A 15842-nucleotide genomic window follows, 5' to 3' on the forward strand; every position below is an offset into this window, starting at 1 on the left:
GTCGGACGGGTGTGTTGCGACGGATCGCGATGGTGGATAAATCAAAGTGCAAGGACGCCTGTCAGGCAGAATGCGTCGCGAGAACTTCGACGGTCGTTACATCAACAGGCACTACAAACCAACCCGCAACTGAGACGTTTCGTTCATGACTGTTTCGTCGGCGCGTTCGCCGGGAGGCGCACGCCGCAGATGGCTAGCGCATCCGGGCGACGGCCTTGAGAATGGAATCGCCGTCGCTTGTGACTTGAGCACGCGGGCGTCCTGAGGCAAAGTTTTCCAGTGATATGAGTTGCCGCTCCAGCAGCGTATCGAGTTCAGCGCGGCCCAGTTCGAGCTGGTCCGGCGCGTCCTTGACGAGCATCAAGGTGGCGAATTCATGGGGACTCAACATAGCGTCTCCTCGATTTAGTCTCTCTGCGCGGAGAGCATCAATTGCCTCTCCTGCGTGAATGCCGGCAAATATTCCTGCCGCCCCCTCCGTGACGCAATCATGCGAGAAATCGAATCACGGAGACGCCATCATAACCGCTCAATTTTTGAACGCAATATGTGAAATGCTTTTTTTACGGCCATCGGTTTTCTTTTTATATCGGAGGACAACCCGCTGCATGTTCTGTCCGTCAATGTCACCACGGAGAAGCCCGACCGGCATGGCTTTCATTTATCAGGTATGCATATTATCGTTTTAATAGCTCACTTACTTAACAATGCCAATTCAACAGAAATCTATTGATCAATTTATATGTGAATATCGTATTTATAGGCCGCCAGCGTATTGTTATCATTACTCCAGAATTGCGAAATATTTATTACAGCGCACGGATTGGGCTCGTTGCGCCGGGGTACAAGATGGGCTACCGCTCGGAGCGCTCGGCGGGCCATGTCGGCCGTCAGTGGTTTCGCTGAGAGCAGTCAAATACTGGCTTGAGCGGATACGTTCTGTGTCTCCGACAGAGGTATCATGGTTGTTGCTGGTCACGTCCGCGTAGGAGGAAATCATGCCCTCAACCCCGACCACACGCCCCATTCGCCGGCCAGGAATTCCAGACCATCCCGTCCGCGGGGTTACGCCGGGCACACGGTCGCCGGCTCCTAAACCTGCGCCACGCGCCAAGGTCGATCTTCCGGATGCCGCGCAAGCGGAGCCGGTGCCGCACGAGCATCTGCCGCCCAGGTCGGATGACAATTGAGCGCCCTGTGCGTTTGGCGTAATGCCACCGGCCGCGTTCCATTGAGCCGACATGGACAAGCACGCAGAGTTCGGCGGCAATTACAACGCGGCGGCCACTTCAGGATCCGCACGTGGACGTGCGTTGCAGTCGGCGAAACGAACGGCCAGGTCGGAGATCGCTCGGACTAAATTTTTTTTGCAACCCTGGCGTCTTTTCCAGAACCAGAAGCATCGCTGACAAGTCTCACGGATACCCTTGTGCATATCGCTGGCCCCTGCTCCGCGCGGCCAGTTCGACCACGAATGATCTATAACGATATGGCGTCGCGGAGTCGACGGGCTGCGTGCTGCCCGGCCAACCGACCCCGAAGTCGGCAATTCACCCGCGGAGGTTTAGCGAATACAGCCTGACGAATCCATGCTTTGTCTGTTCGAATCGCGCTTAGCAGGTATTGGAGGCAATCATGAAGTACGAGTACGGCGGCTGGGTCATTGACGCAACCCCGGATTTTTCGCTTGGTCAGTTCTTCGCGCATGCGCGGATCATCCGGGCGTCGCCTGACGACGATGTGGACACGGAAATGCACATCGAGCGCAATCTCGCCTGGTTCGAAACCGAAGACGAGGCAATCGAGGTCGCGCGGCAATGGGCGATCGATTGGATCGACGCGCGCGACGATAACCTCACCGTCACGAAGGCGCCTTCATTGAGCCGGCAGAACGATATGTCGGCGAAGGCCCCGGCCAGATGAAACTCCGCATACCGTGGTTCTGATGCCGGACGACTGACTGGCGCTGTGGCCATTGCGCAACGCCGTCGCCCGGCGATGACCCAGGCTCGCTACACGGCAGACGCGGCAATACGGCGGCTCGCAAATACTCAGACGAGACACCTGATTGCTTCAGAAACGCGGATGTGTAGGATGGAATCAACGTCAGCGCTCCATGCGCGGCGTGTGTTTTCAGGCCGCAGCGATGTCTGCGGCTTTTTTTCGTTCACGAATCTCGCCAGCATTTGCACGAGTCGTCCGGCGGCTTTGACTTCGAGGATACTGGCGATACAAAGGACCGCCACAGGAACAATCCGCCAATCAGAACTGTTCAGTAACGAACTGTCGTCAGCGTGCGAACGTGTCGTCCACTACGCGCTGCCCGGCGCTATACCCTGCCATGAGCGCCTCGGCCTGTGTCGGGAAAGGTTGCTGGATGGTTGCCCCGAGGCGGATCGGAGCAACCACGGGGCGCGTTGCGCCCACCGCGCCCATCGTTCTGACCTGCACGACGGCGACGAAGCCGCGCGGGGGCAGCAGCGTGACGCTGCCCGCGGTCTCCCACACCGGCTCCAGCTCCACGGTGACCTCAAAGCCTTTGTACCCGTAGATTCTTTTCATTGATGATCCTGCGTGTTCTGCCCGGCCCTGAACCGTGGAATGCCCCTGCTGGAAAGTGTACATCGCAGTTGCAGCATGGAGGCGAAGGGAATTTCCGAATAGTTCCTGCCGCAATATCAGGTTCGAAAACTGTTGCCGTTCTGACCGGGTTGGGGACCGCTTCACATGGGCTCAGAGCCTGTGTGCGACGGACGCGGGGAGCACGCGCGTCATCCCACATCATCCGCTTGACGGTACTCTATTTGCGCGCACACTGCATATCTACGGTGACTGCCTCCAGCAAAGGAGACCAACCATGACCAAGCCTTTTCAGCAGTGGAAAGTCTTGCCGCACGGCAAGCTCACGGAAGTCGACGAAAACGTACTCACCGTGACCGGCGAACTCCATATGCCGCTCACCGACCTTCCGCGACGTATGACGGTGGCACGTTTGAACGATTCGCGACTGGTCATATTCAGCGCAATTGCGCTCGATGAACTCGAGATGCAAGCGCTCGAAGACTATGGGCGCCCCGCCTTTCTGGTGGTGCCCAACGACCATCATCGGCTGGACGCAAAAATCTGGAAAGAGCGCTACCCGTTAATGCAGGTCGTTGCGCCCGAAGGGTCGCGGGCGAAGGTGGAAGAAGCGGTGCACGTCGACACGACGGACCCCGGCTTCGGAGATCCGAACGTGCAGTTCGTCACGGTCCCTGGAACGCGTGGACACGAGGCGGCGCTCGTCATCCGCACGCAGAACGGTACGACGCTGGTATTGAACGATCTGGTCGGCAACATTCGCCATGAATCCGGGTTCGGCGGCTGGTTCCTGCGCATGATGGGGTTCGCGGGAGACGAACCGCATATTCCGAAGCCGGTGAAGCTGATCCTCGTCGCGGATAAAGAGGCGCTGCGCGCTCAGCTTCTGGAGTGGGCGGAACTCCCGTCGCTGAAACGCATTCTCGTGTCGCACGGTTCGCCCATCGAAGATGATCCGAGCCAGACTCTGCGCGCTCTGGCGAGCTCATTAGCGTAACGCATAAGCGCACAACAGCAGCGGCGCGCGGAACGTTACTGCGCCGCAAGCGGACTCTGACCCACGACGGTGCGTGGCCGCCCGAATCACGGCGATTTCCACCTCGAATACGGCAGTGAGCGCCGTCAGCGCAGGTCGGCGCGAAGATCGCGCACTCCCCGTCCCAGGCGCTGACGCAAAAGTGTTCGTAACGTCGCTCCGTCGACGTAACCTACCTCGGCAGCGATGGCGTCGAGGCCGAGACCGCTGCCGTGCAGGAGAGACTGCGCACGTTCGACACGCAGATCCTGGAAGTAGGCCAGCGGCGATTTGCCGAGCACCTCCTGACACCGGCGTTGCAATGACCGCGCGCTCGTCGCCAGCGCGTTGGCGGCTTCCTGCAGCGAGAACCCGGCCTTGAGATGGTCTCGTGCCCACCGTTCGAAGCGAAGAATAAGCGGATCCGCCTGCGCCAGATGGTTGGGAATGATGTAAGGCGCCTGCGAGGAGCGAATATCGGCAAGCAGGTAACGGGAAACGACGGTCGCCAGTTCGGGGCTAGCCTTGCGTATCAACCACAGGGCGAGATCGAGATGCCCCATCGCCGCGCCCGCCGTCACGCCCACGTCTGTCGGCACCAGCATGCGAGACTCGTCGAGCAAAACATTTGGATAGCGTTGCCGAAATAGCGGACCGAGCCACCACGTGGTCGTCGCTTCCCGGTGATCGAGCAGTCCGGTTTCCGCCAGAAGGAACGTCCCGATGCAGGACGCGGCGATACGCGCGCCTTCAGCATGCCATTCCAGCAGTTGCGCCTTGGCTTTCCTCACGTCCGGTCGATCGAGAGCTGGGATCAGCTGCTCCGGCGTTCCGGTATTCAGTGCAGGAACAATGACCCAGTCCGGCTTCAAGTCCGCGGTGACTGCGAGCACGGGTATGACCAACCCTTGTCCGGACCGAACCCTCTTTCGCACGCCGACGATCGACACATCGAAATAAGGTGTTCCGCCCATTTGCAGGACTGAAAATTTATTGGCGAGCGTGAACGCGTCGAGCAGGACGGTGAGCCCGGTGTCGAACAATCCCTCAAGGGCAAGGATGGAAATGCGCATGGCGTAAACGACCCTAAAGTTGGCATTTACGACGATACCGGTTTTTCTGCCCGGCCGCTACAGTGATCCCCGTTGTACATCCCAATGAAGATTGACTCAGGAGTTCACTCATGAAAGTTTTCGCTATCGGATCGCTCGTTCAGCCGCTCACGCCAGACCAGCGCCAGCAGATCATGCCGAAGGAAGTTCCCGACACGCTCAAGCTCTACCTCGATGGCAAGATCGAACAGTTCTGGTTCCGTGAGAACGCGGCCGGCGTGATCTTTCTCATGGAAGTCCAGTCGGTCGAACACGCCAAGGCGGCAGTGGATGCGTTGCCGCTCACCGCTGCTGAGCTGATGAAGTTCGATCTGTTGCCCGTCGGCCCGCTCGCTCCGCTTGGCATGCTGATTCAAGGCAAGTAAGCATTGCCATGAACGGCGATCCATCTCAGCTTCGTGATCCTAACGAGCAATCGAATAAGGTTGCGCTGGCGATGGATCGCCCGCTTCGAAGGGCCGATCCAGAAAGATACCCAGCATGCACGACTTGATTAAGTCTTCCCTCGAAAAAACTCACGGCGGCCTCGCGTGGTCTTCGAGTCGGTCCCTCTTGCCGTGCAATGGAAAACTCACCCGGCAAAAATGCGGTCTGTGCTTGAATCTATTCGATAAGCGGAATCGCGATTCTTGGCTTGATACATCGCGAAGTCCGCCTTCCTGATGAGTTCACACGAGTCCTCACCCGCATTCAGAATAGCAATACCGAAGCTCGCACCGACCGTCTCAACACCCCAACGTGAATTCAGGGGAGCCTGTAGAGCAGCGGTCAATTCGGTGACCATCCGTTCGACTACGTCGGTTATAGCGTCAGTCGTGAGTACAAGAAGGAACTCATCTCCGCCGAGGCGCCCTACTACGCCACGCTCCTGTACGGTAGCCTGGAGGCGCGTCGCCACCATAGCCAGCACTTCGTCGCCGCACTGGTGGCCGTACGTATCGTTGAGGTCTTTGAAGTTATCCAGATCGACAAAAATGACAGCGACTTTTCCGACCGCGCCCGGTGCCGCGATCGCCTCGTCGAGCAGGTCCACAATTTTGCCGCGGTTCGGTAAATCCGTCAGCCGGTCCGTTTGAGAAAGACGCCGCAATTCTTCTTTACCGTTGAGGAGTTTGACGATCAGAGCAGTAATCCAGGCCGATAGTGCCGCGAGCATCACCGTGATGGTCGAGGCCATCGTCACATACACGCGACGCATCCTGTAGTAATCGTCCAGCGCCTCGTCGACGGAAAGGCCGGCGACGACGGTCAAACCATATTTCTCGAGATGGCGGCTTGCAACCACACGTTCGACATGATCGATCGGATCGGAGAAGTCGGCCAGCACCGTCTTGCCGAGTGGGACATAGCTACTCGGCAGCGCCTCGCCAGACCGGCTCGGTGAATTACCCGCACGACGCGACAGTATGAACCCACGACCCGACAAAACGGCAATCATGCCCCGCTCGCCCAGCGCGGCATTGTTGTAGAAGCCATCGGTCAGATAAGCCGGATCTTCCGAGACGATCACTACCCCGCCGAAACCTCCATCGGGGCGATCGATACGGCGGGTTGCCTGAACGGACCACTGCCTGGAAATACGTCCGATCACAGGCTGGCTGATGAAGAGCCCGATGTTGGCAGGGGAAAGGTGGACCCGGAAATGTTCCCGGTCCTTGAGATCAACCGTCCCCGAAAATGGCAAAGTCGATGCAATCACGCGGCCGTCGGCACCCGCAATGGTGACCTGTAGTGCCGTGTCCGCGGTAATCAGCCCGTAGGCACGATACGCTGCCAGATCGAAGGTTTGCGGCGTACGTTCGTATCCGTATTTGACCAGCAACGCGATCTCGTCGACATCGTGGACGGTCTTCAACGTATGGGTTTCTAAAGCATCGGCCAACGTGCGGGCAGCCACGCGTGTGTCGCGCATCACGGATGCTTTCTCGACCTGCAAGCGCAACAGTATGGTTACCCACAAGATGCCGAGGACCAGAACGGTCAGCGCGGGCACCAGAACGAGCGCGTGGCGGGAGGATCTGATGCTGTTCGTGGCGTAAATTGTTCGATCCATGGTTCATTTTCACACTGCACAGGCGAACGCGAATCTCTCAGTGCACCGAAAGTAACGGGCCGGGCGTTTCTTAGGTCGCGCAATGCTTTAACGACAAACCTCGCAAAAAGTTTATTGTTTCTGGCGAAATAAAAAAGGACGATCGTATTGTCTGATGAAATAGATGAAGTGCTATACGCGGTAGACAGCGTATAAAAACGTCGGTCCATGACGGCTGCTCCGCGACTGGCACGCCCGGAGCCTAAACTTGGAACAGTCGCGATTCCATTTTGGCAAGCGAGAAACTTTTATATTCCATTGAATTCCGACAACTCAAATATTCCGCTACAAATAAATTATCCAGTGCAATGATTTTTCCATTATCAAATAACCTCCCGCTGCCAAAGCGAGCGACTCAATAACGAAACTGTCGTCTCTTGGGATTCGGGAATGTGTCGCCCGATCCGCGCCGATTTGTCCGCCGGCGCATCGCTCAGTGGCCCGATCCTCGCGTATTCGTGTTCGCGTACGTATCGCCGACGATCAGATGCACGATCTCGTCGCCGTTAGTCCCGGCCACGAGCCGTTCGCCGGCGACCTCACCGCGCCGCAGCACGACGATGCGATCGGCAATGGCAAAAATGTCGTGAAGATTATGCGAGATCAGAATCACGGACACGCCTTGGGCTTTCAGCGCGGCGATCAATTCCATGACCTTGCGTTGTTCGGGTACGCCGAGCGCGGCAGTCGGCTCGTCCATGATCAGAACACGCGCATTCCAGTAAATGGCGCGGCCGATCGCAATCGCCTGGCGCTGGCCGCCGGAGAGCATCTTCACCGGGCCGCCGAGCTTGCGCTCGGGAATCACGATATCGAGGCGCTCGAGCACTTCGCGTGCGACCTGCGCCATGCGCGGCCGGTCGATGACCTGAAGCCCGAATTGCCGGCGCGTCGGCTCGCGTCCGAGGAAGATATTGCTGCCGACATCGAGGTTGTCGGCGAGCGCGAGATCCTGATAGATCGTCTCGATCCCCTGCGCGCGAGCGTCCTGCGGGTCGCGCAGCTGCAAGGGTGAGCCGTTGAACCGCAAGTGGCCCGCGTCGGCATGGTAGACACCGGAGAGGATCTTGATGAGCGTCGACTTGCCCGCGCCGTTGTCGCCGGCGAGCGCCAGCACTTCGCCCGCCATCAGTTGCAGCGAGACGCGCCGCAGCGCCTCCACGCCGCCGAAGCGGATCGAAATATCGCGCGCCTCGAGGATCGGGGTGCTCATTGGGCGCCTCCGAGACGTTCCTTGTACTGATCGATCAGCACCGACATGATGATGACGATGCCGACCACGATGAATTGCCAGAACGCGTTGACGTCGATGAATACCAGTCCGAACTCGATCACCGCGATGATCAGTGCGCCAATCAGCGTGCCGATGACATTGCCGGTCCCGCCGAACAGACTCGCCCCGCCGATCACGACTGCCGCAATCGAGTCGAGCAGCATTGGCTCCCCGGCGTTGGCAGCGCCCGCGGCAAAGCGCGCCGTATAGACGATGCCGCCGACAGCGGCAAACGCAGCGGCGATCAGATAGATCACCAGCAGATGACGCCTGACATTGATGCCGGCACGGATCGCCGACTGTGGATTGCCGCCGATTGCATAGGTGTACTGGCCGAACCGCGTCTTCGACAGCACGACATGCATGATGACCAGCAAAACGGCGGTCAGCGCCACCGGGGTCCAGCCGCGCCCGAGCCACGCGAGGCCGGCATTGTCCACCGCCACGGTCATGCCGCTGCCCGCCGCCAGAAAACCCACACCTCGTGCGACACCATACATGCCGAGCGTGCCGATGAAGGCGGGCACACCGAGCCGCGCAATCAGTACGCCGTTGACGAGCCCCGGAATCGCGCATACCCCGACGGTCAGGGGAATGGAGAACAGCAGGATCCACGGCGAGCCGCTGCCCAGTAGCGTGAATTGCGCGACACATACGGCGGCCAGTCCCATCACAAAACCTACCGACAGATCGATGCCCGCCGTGATGATCACGAACGTCTGGCCGATCGCGAGCAGGAGCGGCGCGCTGGCCGCCAGTCCGATCGACTGCAGGTTGTAGGCGTTGAAGATGAACGAGCGATGATCCGCTATCCGCGCCCAGACTTCGAAAAACACCAGTAGCGCACACAGGAAAAGCCAGGGCCAGAGCCTGCTGATCAGTGCGAGCCTGTCGAGCCGTGAGTTGTCCATCGAGTCGTCCGGGAAATCGGAAATGACGTGCGTGCGCGCTGCGGCGCACGCCGGGATAGGTCCTCGTTCGACAGCGCTTGGCTAGTTCGAATAGATGTACTTCTTCATGTCCGGCTGATCGATGTTCGTCTTGTCGAGCACCACGAAGCCGGTGCTCTTGAAGGGTGGAATCTTCTTGCCGCGAATCACGTCTGCCGCGAACTTCACGCCGTAATAGCCGATTTCATCCGGGCGCTGCGCGATCGCGATATCCACGAGGCCGCTTTTGAGCTGCTGGTCGATGCCAGGCACGGCGTCGAACACCACCACCTTGACAACGCCTTGCTTGCCGGCCGCCTTGACGCCTTGGGCGGCGCCGCTGCCGGAGAACGTGTTGGCACCGAACACGCCGGCAAGGTCGGGGTTGCGCGCGAGCACCGCGGCGACGTGGGATGCAGCGCGGTTCGCATCGTCCTCGTTATATTGCGTCTGCAGCACCTTGATGTTCGGGTGCTTCTTCATCTCGTCGAGGAAACCCTCGGCACGCGCATCGGTACTCGAGATGCCCGGCTTGTTGTTTTCGCAATAGACCGTGCCCTTGTCGCCGATGGCCTTCGCGAGCGAGCGCGCCGCCACGCGCCCGCCTTCCAGGTTATCCGAAGCAATGTAGGACAACGGGAAATCCGCGTCGCCCTTGCCGGTCTGATAGTGGCCGTCGCCGATATACGTATCGACCGTGATGACCTTGATGCCGGCGTCGGCCGCTTCCTTCAGCGGTCCGATCAGTTGCTGCTTGTCGACCGGTGAAACCAGCAGGACATCGGGGCGTTTGGCAATGAACGCCTTGAGGATCGGCACCTGCTCCGTGGTGTTCCATGCCTTCGGCACCTGGAATAACAACTGGACGTGTTCCTCGTTTGCGGCCCGCTCGGCGCCGCGGTGCATCGTGAAGTAGAAAGGATCGGTGACGCCCGGCAGCAACGCGACGACGGGATGCGCGGCGTCCGCATAAGCCGGCCCCGTGAGCGAAGATGCAACGATCGTTGCAAGTGCAATCAGATAGTGGGAAACGATGCGCTTCATTTTTGTCTTCCTCCTGTTGAGTCCGACGAACGGCGCCTGACCTGACTCGTTCTGACCTTCCCGAAGTGACGGCGTCCGGCAGTTGGCCAGTATACTGACGAGCGTCAGGATCGACCCTGGTGTTTTCCTGCATCGTTTCCGCATAGTCGCGCTGATGGGCCGGGATTGCCCTGTGCCGTGGCTGCGGTCTCGCCTACCCGGCGCCGCGTCGGCGGCGCAGCCTTGCGGCCTGTATGGTGGTGTCTCGCGGCGCCAGGTCCCGGCGATTCGAATCGATCGACCTTGAGGCAATGCCGTGCCGTCCGCCCAGCACGCACGCGGTCAGTCCGGCATGCCGTTGTGATCACCGATCGGCCTGAGCGGCCAGTCCGTCCAGCGGTCCGCGCGCGTCAGTTCGTGCGCTTCGTTGAGCGGATACCGGATACGGTTGTCTTCGCGCGGCCGCTCACCGATCACCATCAGCCTGACTTCGTCATCGGTATTGTTGATGAAGGTGTGGCAGATACCGGTGCCGGCCGGAAACGCCACCGAGTCGCCTTCGGCAAGAGCATGCAGAACGCCGTCGATCCAGACATCCGGCTTGCCATGAAGCACGTAGACGAACTCCTGTTCGGTGCTTTCGGCGTGCGGATATGAAGTGCGCCGACCCGGCAGAAGCCTCACATGATGAATGCCGATCCGCGTAATCCCCATCGCGGCGGAGAGTGGCGCGTCAAGGCCCATCGGCTCTGAATCGCCGCGATAGCAATGCGCATGGGGTTCTTCCAGTTCGGTCCAGTGTTTGATGAAATCGGGGCGACCCATCGCTTGTTCTCCTTGAGGACGAGAAAGATGATAACGGGTTACCGAGAGTTCGACGAAACGCCGTCATTCGCCGCACGGGCGCTGATCGACTCTCACGTTCAGCCCGTGCTGCCAGCATCAATTCAATGCGCCACTCCTTATCCGTTCCAGCGACGCCAGTATCGGCGCGACCTTCGCCAGCTCTGCGCGCATCTCCTCGATCAGCCATTGGGACACCTTGCGCACCGATCCCGATGGCTCGCGCGTACGGCATTCCAGCACGTAATTGCAACCCGTCTCCACCAACCGGTCCGACGCGGGGACGACCGCCCCTGTATTGAGCGGCGCGGCGACCGCGAGAAGCCAGCCGAGCAGCGCCCCGTGCCCGAGCATGGCGCCCTGCAGCGCGAGGCCCGGATCGGAGTAGCTGGCGTGTTTCGCCGATGCATGGTTCATCACCCGCGTCAGCTCGAAATAGTCGGCCCACGTATGCGTCGTCGGCTCGAGGTGAATCAGCGTGTGACCGCCCGCCTGACGCGGCGCGTCGAGGGGGCCGTGCTCCGCGAGATAGCCCGGGCTGCACACGGCGATGATCAGCTCCGGACAGAAACAGAGCGCATCGTGCTCGGAACCGGGCTTATGCAAACGAATGCCGAGATCGGCGCCATCGAGCGGACCGTACAGGCGGCTTGCCATCACCTGCAAGCGCAGGTTCACCGAAGGAAACGCATGCTGAAAGCGCTCGAGGCGCGGCAGCAGCCACTGCGACGCGAACCCGCTGGAGATGGAGAGCGTGACCGTCTCGCTCTCTTCCTTGCGGCTCTTCAGTTCGGTGATCGTGTCGCTCACCTGGCCGAAGCCCAAGGCCACCGCGACGTGCAGTTTCGCGCCCTCGTCGGTGAGGGCCAGTCCGGTTTTTGTGCGCGCGAACAGCTGGAAGCCGAGCGCGTCTTCGAGACGCGCCACCATGCGGCTCACCGCGACCGGCGTCACGTTCAGTTCGAGCGCCGCACGCGTGAGGCTCATATGACGCGCGGCGGCCTCGAAAACGAGCAGCCCCTGAAGCGAAGGAAGTCTAAGTCCCATCTGCTAACACCATGTTATCCACGTTGACGAACATGTAAATTGACGCGCTTTCAGGGCAACTCTACTTTGTCGGCAGACCCATCGAAAGAGTCCCGACATGACAGAGCACAACGCGGACGAAGTGCGGCCAGCCGCTTCGTCTGATCCCCTGCTACAACCGCTGACGCTCAAGCACCTGGTGCTGAAGAACCGCGTGATGAGCACGAGCCACGCGAGCCGTCTCATTCAAAACGAATTTCCGCAAGAAGTCTATCAACGCTATCACGAGGAAAAGGCCAGGGGAGGCATCGGGCTCACCATGTTCGGCGGCTCGTCGAACGTGAGCATCGACAGTCCCAACACGTTCCAGCAGATCAACATGGGCGTCGACGAAGTCGTCCCGCATCTGCGGCACTTCTCCGAACGCGTGCACGCCCACGGCGCCGCCCTGATGTGTCAGATCACCCATCTCGGCCGGCGCGGCGATCCGTACGCCGAACCGTGGCTGCCGATGCTCGCGCCGTCGCCGCGCCGCGAAACGCTGCATCGCGCGATCCCGCAAGCGATGAGCGAGCACGACATCAAGCGCATCGTGGCCGACTTCGGACGCGCGGCGCGCCGCTGCCTGGAAGGCGGGCTCGACGGCCTGGAGACGCATGCGGGCGGCCATCTGATCGGGCAGTTCCTCAACCCGGCCGTCAACCTGCGCAGCGACCGCTATGGCGGCTCGGCCGCGAACCGGTGCCGCTTTGCGATCGAGGTTCACGAGGCGATCCGCAAGGAAGTCGGCGATGCCTATCCAGTCGGCTTGCGCTTCGCGCTCGAAGACGGCTGCAGCTTCGAAGAAAGTCTGGAAATGGCCCGCATCCTGCAACAGAGCGAGCTTTTCGACTTCTTCAACGTGGTCTACGGACGCATGGACACGAAGATGTCGCTGGTCGTCAACAGCATGCCCGGCATGTTCATGCCGTCCGCGCCGTGGCTCTCCAAGGCCGCTGCGTTCCGGCGCGCGGTGCGGCTGCCGGTCTTTCACGCCGCCAAGATCGCCGATCTCGCCACCGCGCGCTATGCGATCGGCGAGGGCCTCATCGACATGGTGGGCATGACGCGCGCGCACATCGCGGAGCCGCATCTCGTGCGGCTCATCGAGACGGGCCGCGAGGAGGCCGCGCGCCCTTGCGTCGGCGGCTCGCATTGCCGCAATACGAAGGCGACCTGTATCCACAACCCGGCGACCGCGCGCGAAACCTTCCTGCCGCACGACATTGCGCCGGCCGCGGCGCCTCGCCATGTGCTGATCGTCGGCGCGGGGCCGGCCGGACTCGAAGCCGCGCGTGTGTGCGCGAGCCGGGGCCATCGGGTCACGCTGCTCGAAGCGGCCGACCGCGCAGGCGGACAAGTGCTGCTCGCGGCATCGGGAAGCTGGCGCAAGGATCTGATCGGCATCGTCGACTGGCGTCTCGCCGAACTGGAACGGCTGGGGGTCGACATCCGCTACAACCAGTACGCCGAACTCGGCGACGTGCTCCAGGAGCGCCCGGACGTGGTAATCGTGGCGACCGGCGGCACGCCCGATCTCGACGCGCTGCCGGGCGGCGAATCGTGCCGCTCGGTGGTCGATGCGTTGTCGGATACACCGCCGCGAGCCGGCCGCGTGCTCGTCTACGACGGCACCGGCCGTCACAACGCCTATCTATGCGCCGAGCGCTTCGTGTCGGCGGGACTCGACGTGCGCCTCGCCGTGCTCGACGCGCTGCCCGCGCAGGAAACCGGCGGCAAGGGCGACGACCTCGTGTGGATGCGCAACCTCGAAAAGTGGCAGGTGCCGGTGCGCGCCCATCTCGAACTCGTCGAAGTGCGGCGCGAAGTGCAACAGGACAACGCGGGCATGCTGCGCGCGATCTTCAGGCATCAGTTGACCGACGAACTCGTGGAGCTGGAAGCGGAGCATGTGGTCGTCGAACGCGGGACCCTCGCCGTGGACGATCTCTTCGAGGCCGCCCGCGTGCACTCGGTCAACGACGGCCAGATTGACCTCGCCGCATTCGCCCACGGAAACGCGCAGCCGGTCTTGCAGGCGGCAAACGGCGACGCGCAGTTCCATCTTTACCGGATCGGCGACGCGGTGGCGTCGCGCGACATCCATACAGCGATCTATGACGCGTATCGCCTCTGCGTCGCGATGTAGGCGAACACCCTTCCCGCTCGATCAGAACTCAAAGGACAGACCATGGCCATGCCTCCCGACAGCGATAACCCCGACCTCAAACGCAGGCGTGCCGTGAAAACGCTTCTCGCGGCCGGCGCCGCCGCAACCGCAGGCTGGTCCGCATGGGCCGGCGCGGCCACGACCGCGACTGCGGCCGCCGCTGCCGTTGCAAAGCCGCGTCAAGGCGGCATCCTGCGCGTCGCGACGGCCAACCAGTCGCAGTCCGATTCGCTCGATCCCGCGAAGGCCTCGCATACCGCCGACTACTCGCGCATGTTCATCTTCTACAGCGGCCTGACCGAGTTCGACAGCAACTTCAAGGTGCAAAACGCACTCGCCGAGTCATTCGACACCAGCGATCACAAGCGGTGGACCGTCAAGCTCAAGCCGAACGTGCATTTTCACGACGGCAAGCCGCTCACGGGCGACGATATCGTGTTCTCGCTCTCGCGCCACAAGGACCCGATGACGGCGTCGAAAGCCAAATCGATTGCCGATGCCATCGACTCCGTCAAGGCGACAGGGCCGCTACAAGTGGAGATCGTGCTGAACGCGCCCAACGTCGATCTGCCCGCGCTGCTCGCCGTGCCGCATTTTGTCATTGTCGCCGCCGGCACGAAGGATTTCTCCAAGGGCAACGGCACGGGTCCGTTCGTCTGCAAGGAATTCATGCCGGGCGGCCGATGCGTCGGCACGCGCAATCCGAACTTCTGGAAGCCGGGACTGCCGTATCTCGACGAAGTGCAGCTCGTCGGCATCGTCGACGATGCCGCGCGTCTGAACGCACTGCTCGCCGGCGATATTCAGCTCGTCTCGCCGGTGCCCGCGCGGGACGTCGAGCGCCTCAAGCGCGCTGGCGGCTTCGGCGTGCTCGAAAGCCAGTCGGGTCTCTACACCGATCTCATCCTGCGTCAGGACGCGACGCCCACCCGCAACCCCGAGTTCGTCCAGGCGATCAAGTCCCTGCATGATCGCGAGCGCATTCAGAAGACACTGCTGCGCGGCTATGCGACCATCGGCAACGATCATCCGGTTCCCGCTTGGCACCCGTACTATCTCGCGGGACTGCCGCAGCGCACTTACGACCCCGACCGCGCGAAGTCGCTCATCAAGAAAGCCAATCTGTCCGGCACGGCGGCGGAAATGGTGGCGCCGCCTTCGATCGAATCCGCACTCGATTCCGCGCAGATGTTGCAGCAAGCCGCGATGCAGACCGACCTCAAACTCGACGTGCGCCGCGTGCCCGCTGACGGCTACTGGTCGACGCACTGGATGAAGCATCCAATGACCTACGGCTCGATCCTGCCGCGGCCGACGCTCGATCTGCTCTACACGCAATTCTTCAAGTCGGATTCCGTGTGGAACGAGTCGGGCTGGAAGAATGCGCAGTTCGACGAGCTTCTGGTGCAGGCGCGCCAGGAGAAGGACGAAACCAGGCGCAAGCAGATGTACGGCGATATGCAGACCATCGTCTACGAGAAAGGCAGCATCATCATTCCTGCGTTCATCAACTTCATCGACGCGCATAGCAGCCATGTCAAAGGGCTCGCCGGTTCGCCTTCGGGACGCTTGATGGGCTACCGCTTTGCGGAATTTGCCTGGCTCGACGCCGCGTGATCGAGCGTTCGCGGGCGCTGTAACTGGCCTCGCGAATGCCAGCGGCGCCAAAGACAATGCTCGCACGTTCGACGAACTTGCCTCCGCAAAAGGGAGGCGTCACGGAGGGAAGTGATCGCGCCT

The 15842-nt window shown here is 61.1% G+C and carries 14 protein-coding genes; 5 read left to right on the forward strand and 9 right to left on the reverse strand.

All coding sequences use genetic code 11. From position 1 onward, the window contains the following. Window positions 1–193 precede the first annotated feature (193 nt). Window positions 194–391, reverse strand: a complete 198-nt coding sequence (locus ACQKRQ_RS39580; RefSeq protein WP_132374142.1) for a hypothetical protein — start codon at window positions 389–391, stop codon at window positions 194–196. Window positions 392–1635: 1244 nt separating this feature from the next. Between ACQKRQ_RS39580 and ACQKRQ_RS39585 the strand changes: the two genes are divergently transcribed. Then, complete coding sequence (locus ACQKRQ_RS39585; protein WP_427483111.1) at window positions 1636–1923, forward strand: hypothetical protein; 288 nt, start codon at window positions 1636–1638, stop codon at window positions 1921–1923. 366 nt (window positions 1924–2289) lie between these two features. Here the strand turns inward: ACQKRQ_RS39585 and ACQKRQ_RS39590 are convergent, their stop codons facing one another. Continuing rightward, window positions 2290–2562, reverse strand: coding sequence for a hypothetical protein (locus tag ACQKRQ_RS39590; protein ID WP_132374139.1), 273 nt, complete (start codon window positions 2560–2562; stop codon window positions 2290–2292). 295 nt (window positions 2563–2857) lie between these two features. Between ACQKRQ_RS39590 and ACQKRQ_RS39595 the strand changes: the two genes are divergently transcribed. Then, on the forward strand, window positions 2858–3577 hold the full coding sequence (locus tag ACQKRQ_RS39595) for a hypothetical protein (protein ID WP_427483113.1): 720 nt from the start codon (window positions 2858–2860) through the stop codon (window positions 3575–3577). Between the two features lie 125 nt (window positions 3578–3702). Here ACQKRQ_RS39595 and ACQKRQ_RS39600 read toward each other — a convergent pair whose 3' ends face one another. Further along, window positions 3703–4668, reverse strand: a complete 966-nt coding sequence (locus ACQKRQ_RS39600; protein WP_427483115.1) for a GlxA family transcriptional regulator — start codon at window positions 4666–4668, stop codon at window positions 3703–3705. A 110-nt stretch (window positions 4669–4778) separates the two neighbouring features. Here ACQKRQ_RS39600 and ACQKRQ_RS39605 point away from each other — a divergent pair, with 110 nt between their 5' ends. After that, a complete protein-coding gene (locus ACQKRQ_RS39605) occupies window positions 4779–5072 on the forward strand; it encodes a hypothetical protein (protein ID WP_132374136.1) in 294 nt (97 codons plus the stop codon). Window positions 5073–5278: 206 nt separating this feature from the next. On the opposite strand, the gene ACQKRQ_RS39610 is transcribed toward ACQKRQ_RS39605, so the two are convergent. The 6 genes from ACQKRQ_RS39610 to ACQKRQ_RS39635 form a co-directional block, all read right to left on the reverse strand. Next, window positions 5279–6760, reverse strand: a complete 1482-nt coding sequence (locus ACQKRQ_RS39610; protein WP_427483117.1) for a diguanylate cyclase domain-containing protein — start codon at window positions 6758–6760, stop codon at window positions 5279–5281. Between the two features lie 472 nt (window positions 6761–7232). After that, entirely contained in the window at window positions 7233–8012 is a 780-nt protein-coding gene (locus ACQKRQ_RS39615; protein ID WP_427483118.1) for an ATP-binding cassette domain-containing protein, read from the reverse strand. Then, window positions 8009–8983 carry an ABC transporter permease subunit gene (locus ACQKRQ_RS39620; protein ID WP_408176079.1) on the reverse strand — a complete coding sequence of 325 codons (975 nt, stop codon included), beginning with the start codon at window positions 8981–8983 and terminating at the stop codon, window positions 8009–8011. The genes ACQKRQ_RS39615 and ACQKRQ_RS39620 overlap by 4 nt, the downstream gene beginning before the upstream one ends. Window positions 8984–9064: 81 nt before the next feature. Then, window positions 9065–10045 (reverse strand): ABC transporter substrate-binding protein, encoded by a 981-nt coding sequence (locus tag ACQKRQ_RS39625; RefSeq protein WP_427483121.1) that lies wholly within the window; start codon window positions 10043–10045, stop codon window positions 9065–9067. 321 nt (window positions 10046–10366) lie between these two features. Beyond that, window positions 10367–10849: a cupin domain-containing protein gene (locus ACQKRQ_RS39630; protein WP_427483122.1), complete on the reverse strand. Its 483-nt coding sequence runs from the start codon at window positions 10847–10849 to the stop codon at window positions 10367–10369. A 117-nt stretch (window positions 10850–10966) separates the two neighbouring features. Continuing rightward, the gene (locus tag ACQKRQ_RS39635; protein ID WP_427483123.1) at window positions 10967–11914 is read right to left on the reverse strand and encodes a LysR substrate-binding domain-containing protein; all 948 of its coding nucleotides are present in this window, start codon (window positions 11912–11914) and stop codon (window positions 10967–10969) included. A gap of 97 nt (window positions 11915–12011) precedes the next feature. Here ACQKRQ_RS39635 and ACQKRQ_RS39640 point away from each other — a divergent pair, with 97 nt between their 5' ends. Together ACQKRQ_RS39640 and ACQKRQ_RS39645 are read left to right on the forward strand one after the other, a co-directional pair. Beyond that, window positions 12012–14081, forward strand: coding sequence for an NAD(P)-binding protein (locus ACQKRQ_RS39640; protein WP_427483125.1), 2070 nt, complete (start codon window positions 12012–12014; stop codon window positions 14079–14081). Window positions 14082–14123: 42 nt separating this feature from the next. After that, complete coding sequence (locus tag ACQKRQ_RS39645; RefSeq protein ID WP_427483126.1) at window positions 14124–15719, forward strand: ABC transporter substrate-binding protein; 1596 nt, start codon at window positions 14124–14126, stop codon at window positions 15717–15719. The last annotated feature ends 123 nt before the right edge of the window (window positions 15720–15842 follow it).

The organism is Paraburkholderia sp. NPDC080076, from assembly GCF_050281145.1.
Classification (GTDB): Bacteria; Pseudomonadota; Gammaproteobacteria; order Burkholderiales; family Burkholderiaceae; genus Paraburkholderia.

Bases quoted from the DNA above. Each gene is read 5' to 3' on its own strand.
- ACQKRQ_RS39580 (WP_132374142.1), bottom strand. From the start codon at position 391: ATGTTGAGTCCCCATGAATTCGCCACCTTGATGCTCGTCAAGGACGCG.
- ACQKRQ_RS39585 (WP_427483111.1), top strand. From the start codon at position 1,636: ATGAAGTACGAGTACGGCGGCTGGGTCATTGACGCAACCCCGGATTTT.
- ACQKRQ_RS39590 (WP_132374139.1), bottom strand. From the start codon at position 2,562: ATGAAAAGAATCTACGGGTACAAAGGCTTTGAGGTCACCGTGGAGCTG.
- ACQKRQ_RS39595 (WP_427483113.1), top strand. From the start codon at position 2,858: ATGACCAAGCCTTTTCAGCAGTGGAAAGTCTTGCCGCACGGCAAGCTC.
- ACQKRQ_RS39600 (WP_427483115.1), bottom strand. From the start codon at position 4,668: ATGCGCATTTCCATCCTTGCCCTTGAGGGATTGTTCGACACCGGGCTC.
- ACQKRQ_RS39605 (WP_132374136.1), top strand. From the start codon at position 4,779: ATGAAAGTTTTCGCTATCGGATCGCTCGTTCAGCCGCTCACGCCAGAC.
- ACQKRQ_RS39610 (WP_427483117.1), bottom strand. From the start codon at position 6,760: ATGGATCGAACAATTTACGCCACGAACAGCATCAGATCCTCCCGCCAC.
- ACQKRQ_RS39615 (WP_427483118.1), bottom strand. From the start codon at position 8,012: ATGAGCACCCCGATCCTCGAGGCGCGCGATATTTCGATCCGCTTCGGC.
- ACQKRQ_RS39620 (WP_408176079.1), bottom strand. From the start codon at position 8,983: ATGGACAACTCACGGCTCGACAGGCTCGCACTGATCAGCAGGCTCTGG.
- ACQKRQ_RS39625 (WP_427483121.1), bottom strand. From the start codon at position 10,045: ATGAAGCGCATCGTTTCCCACTATCTGATTGCACTTGCAACGATCGTT.
- ACQKRQ_RS39630 (WP_427483122.1), bottom strand. From the start codon at position 10,849: ATGGGTCGCCCCGATTTCATCAAACACTGGACCGAACTGGAAGAACCC.
- ACQKRQ_RS39635 (WP_427483123.1), bottom strand. From the start codon at position 11,914: ATGGGACTTAGACTTCCTTCGCTTCAGGGGCTGCTCGTTTTCGAGGCC.
- ACQKRQ_RS39640 (WP_427483125.1), top strand. From the start codon at position 12,012: ATGACAGAGCACAACGCGGACGAAGTGCGGCCAGCCGCTTCGTCTGAT.
- ACQKRQ_RS39645 (WP_427483126.1), top strand. From the start codon at position 14,124: ATGGCCATGCCTCCCGACAGCGATAACCCCGACCTCAAACGCAGGCGT.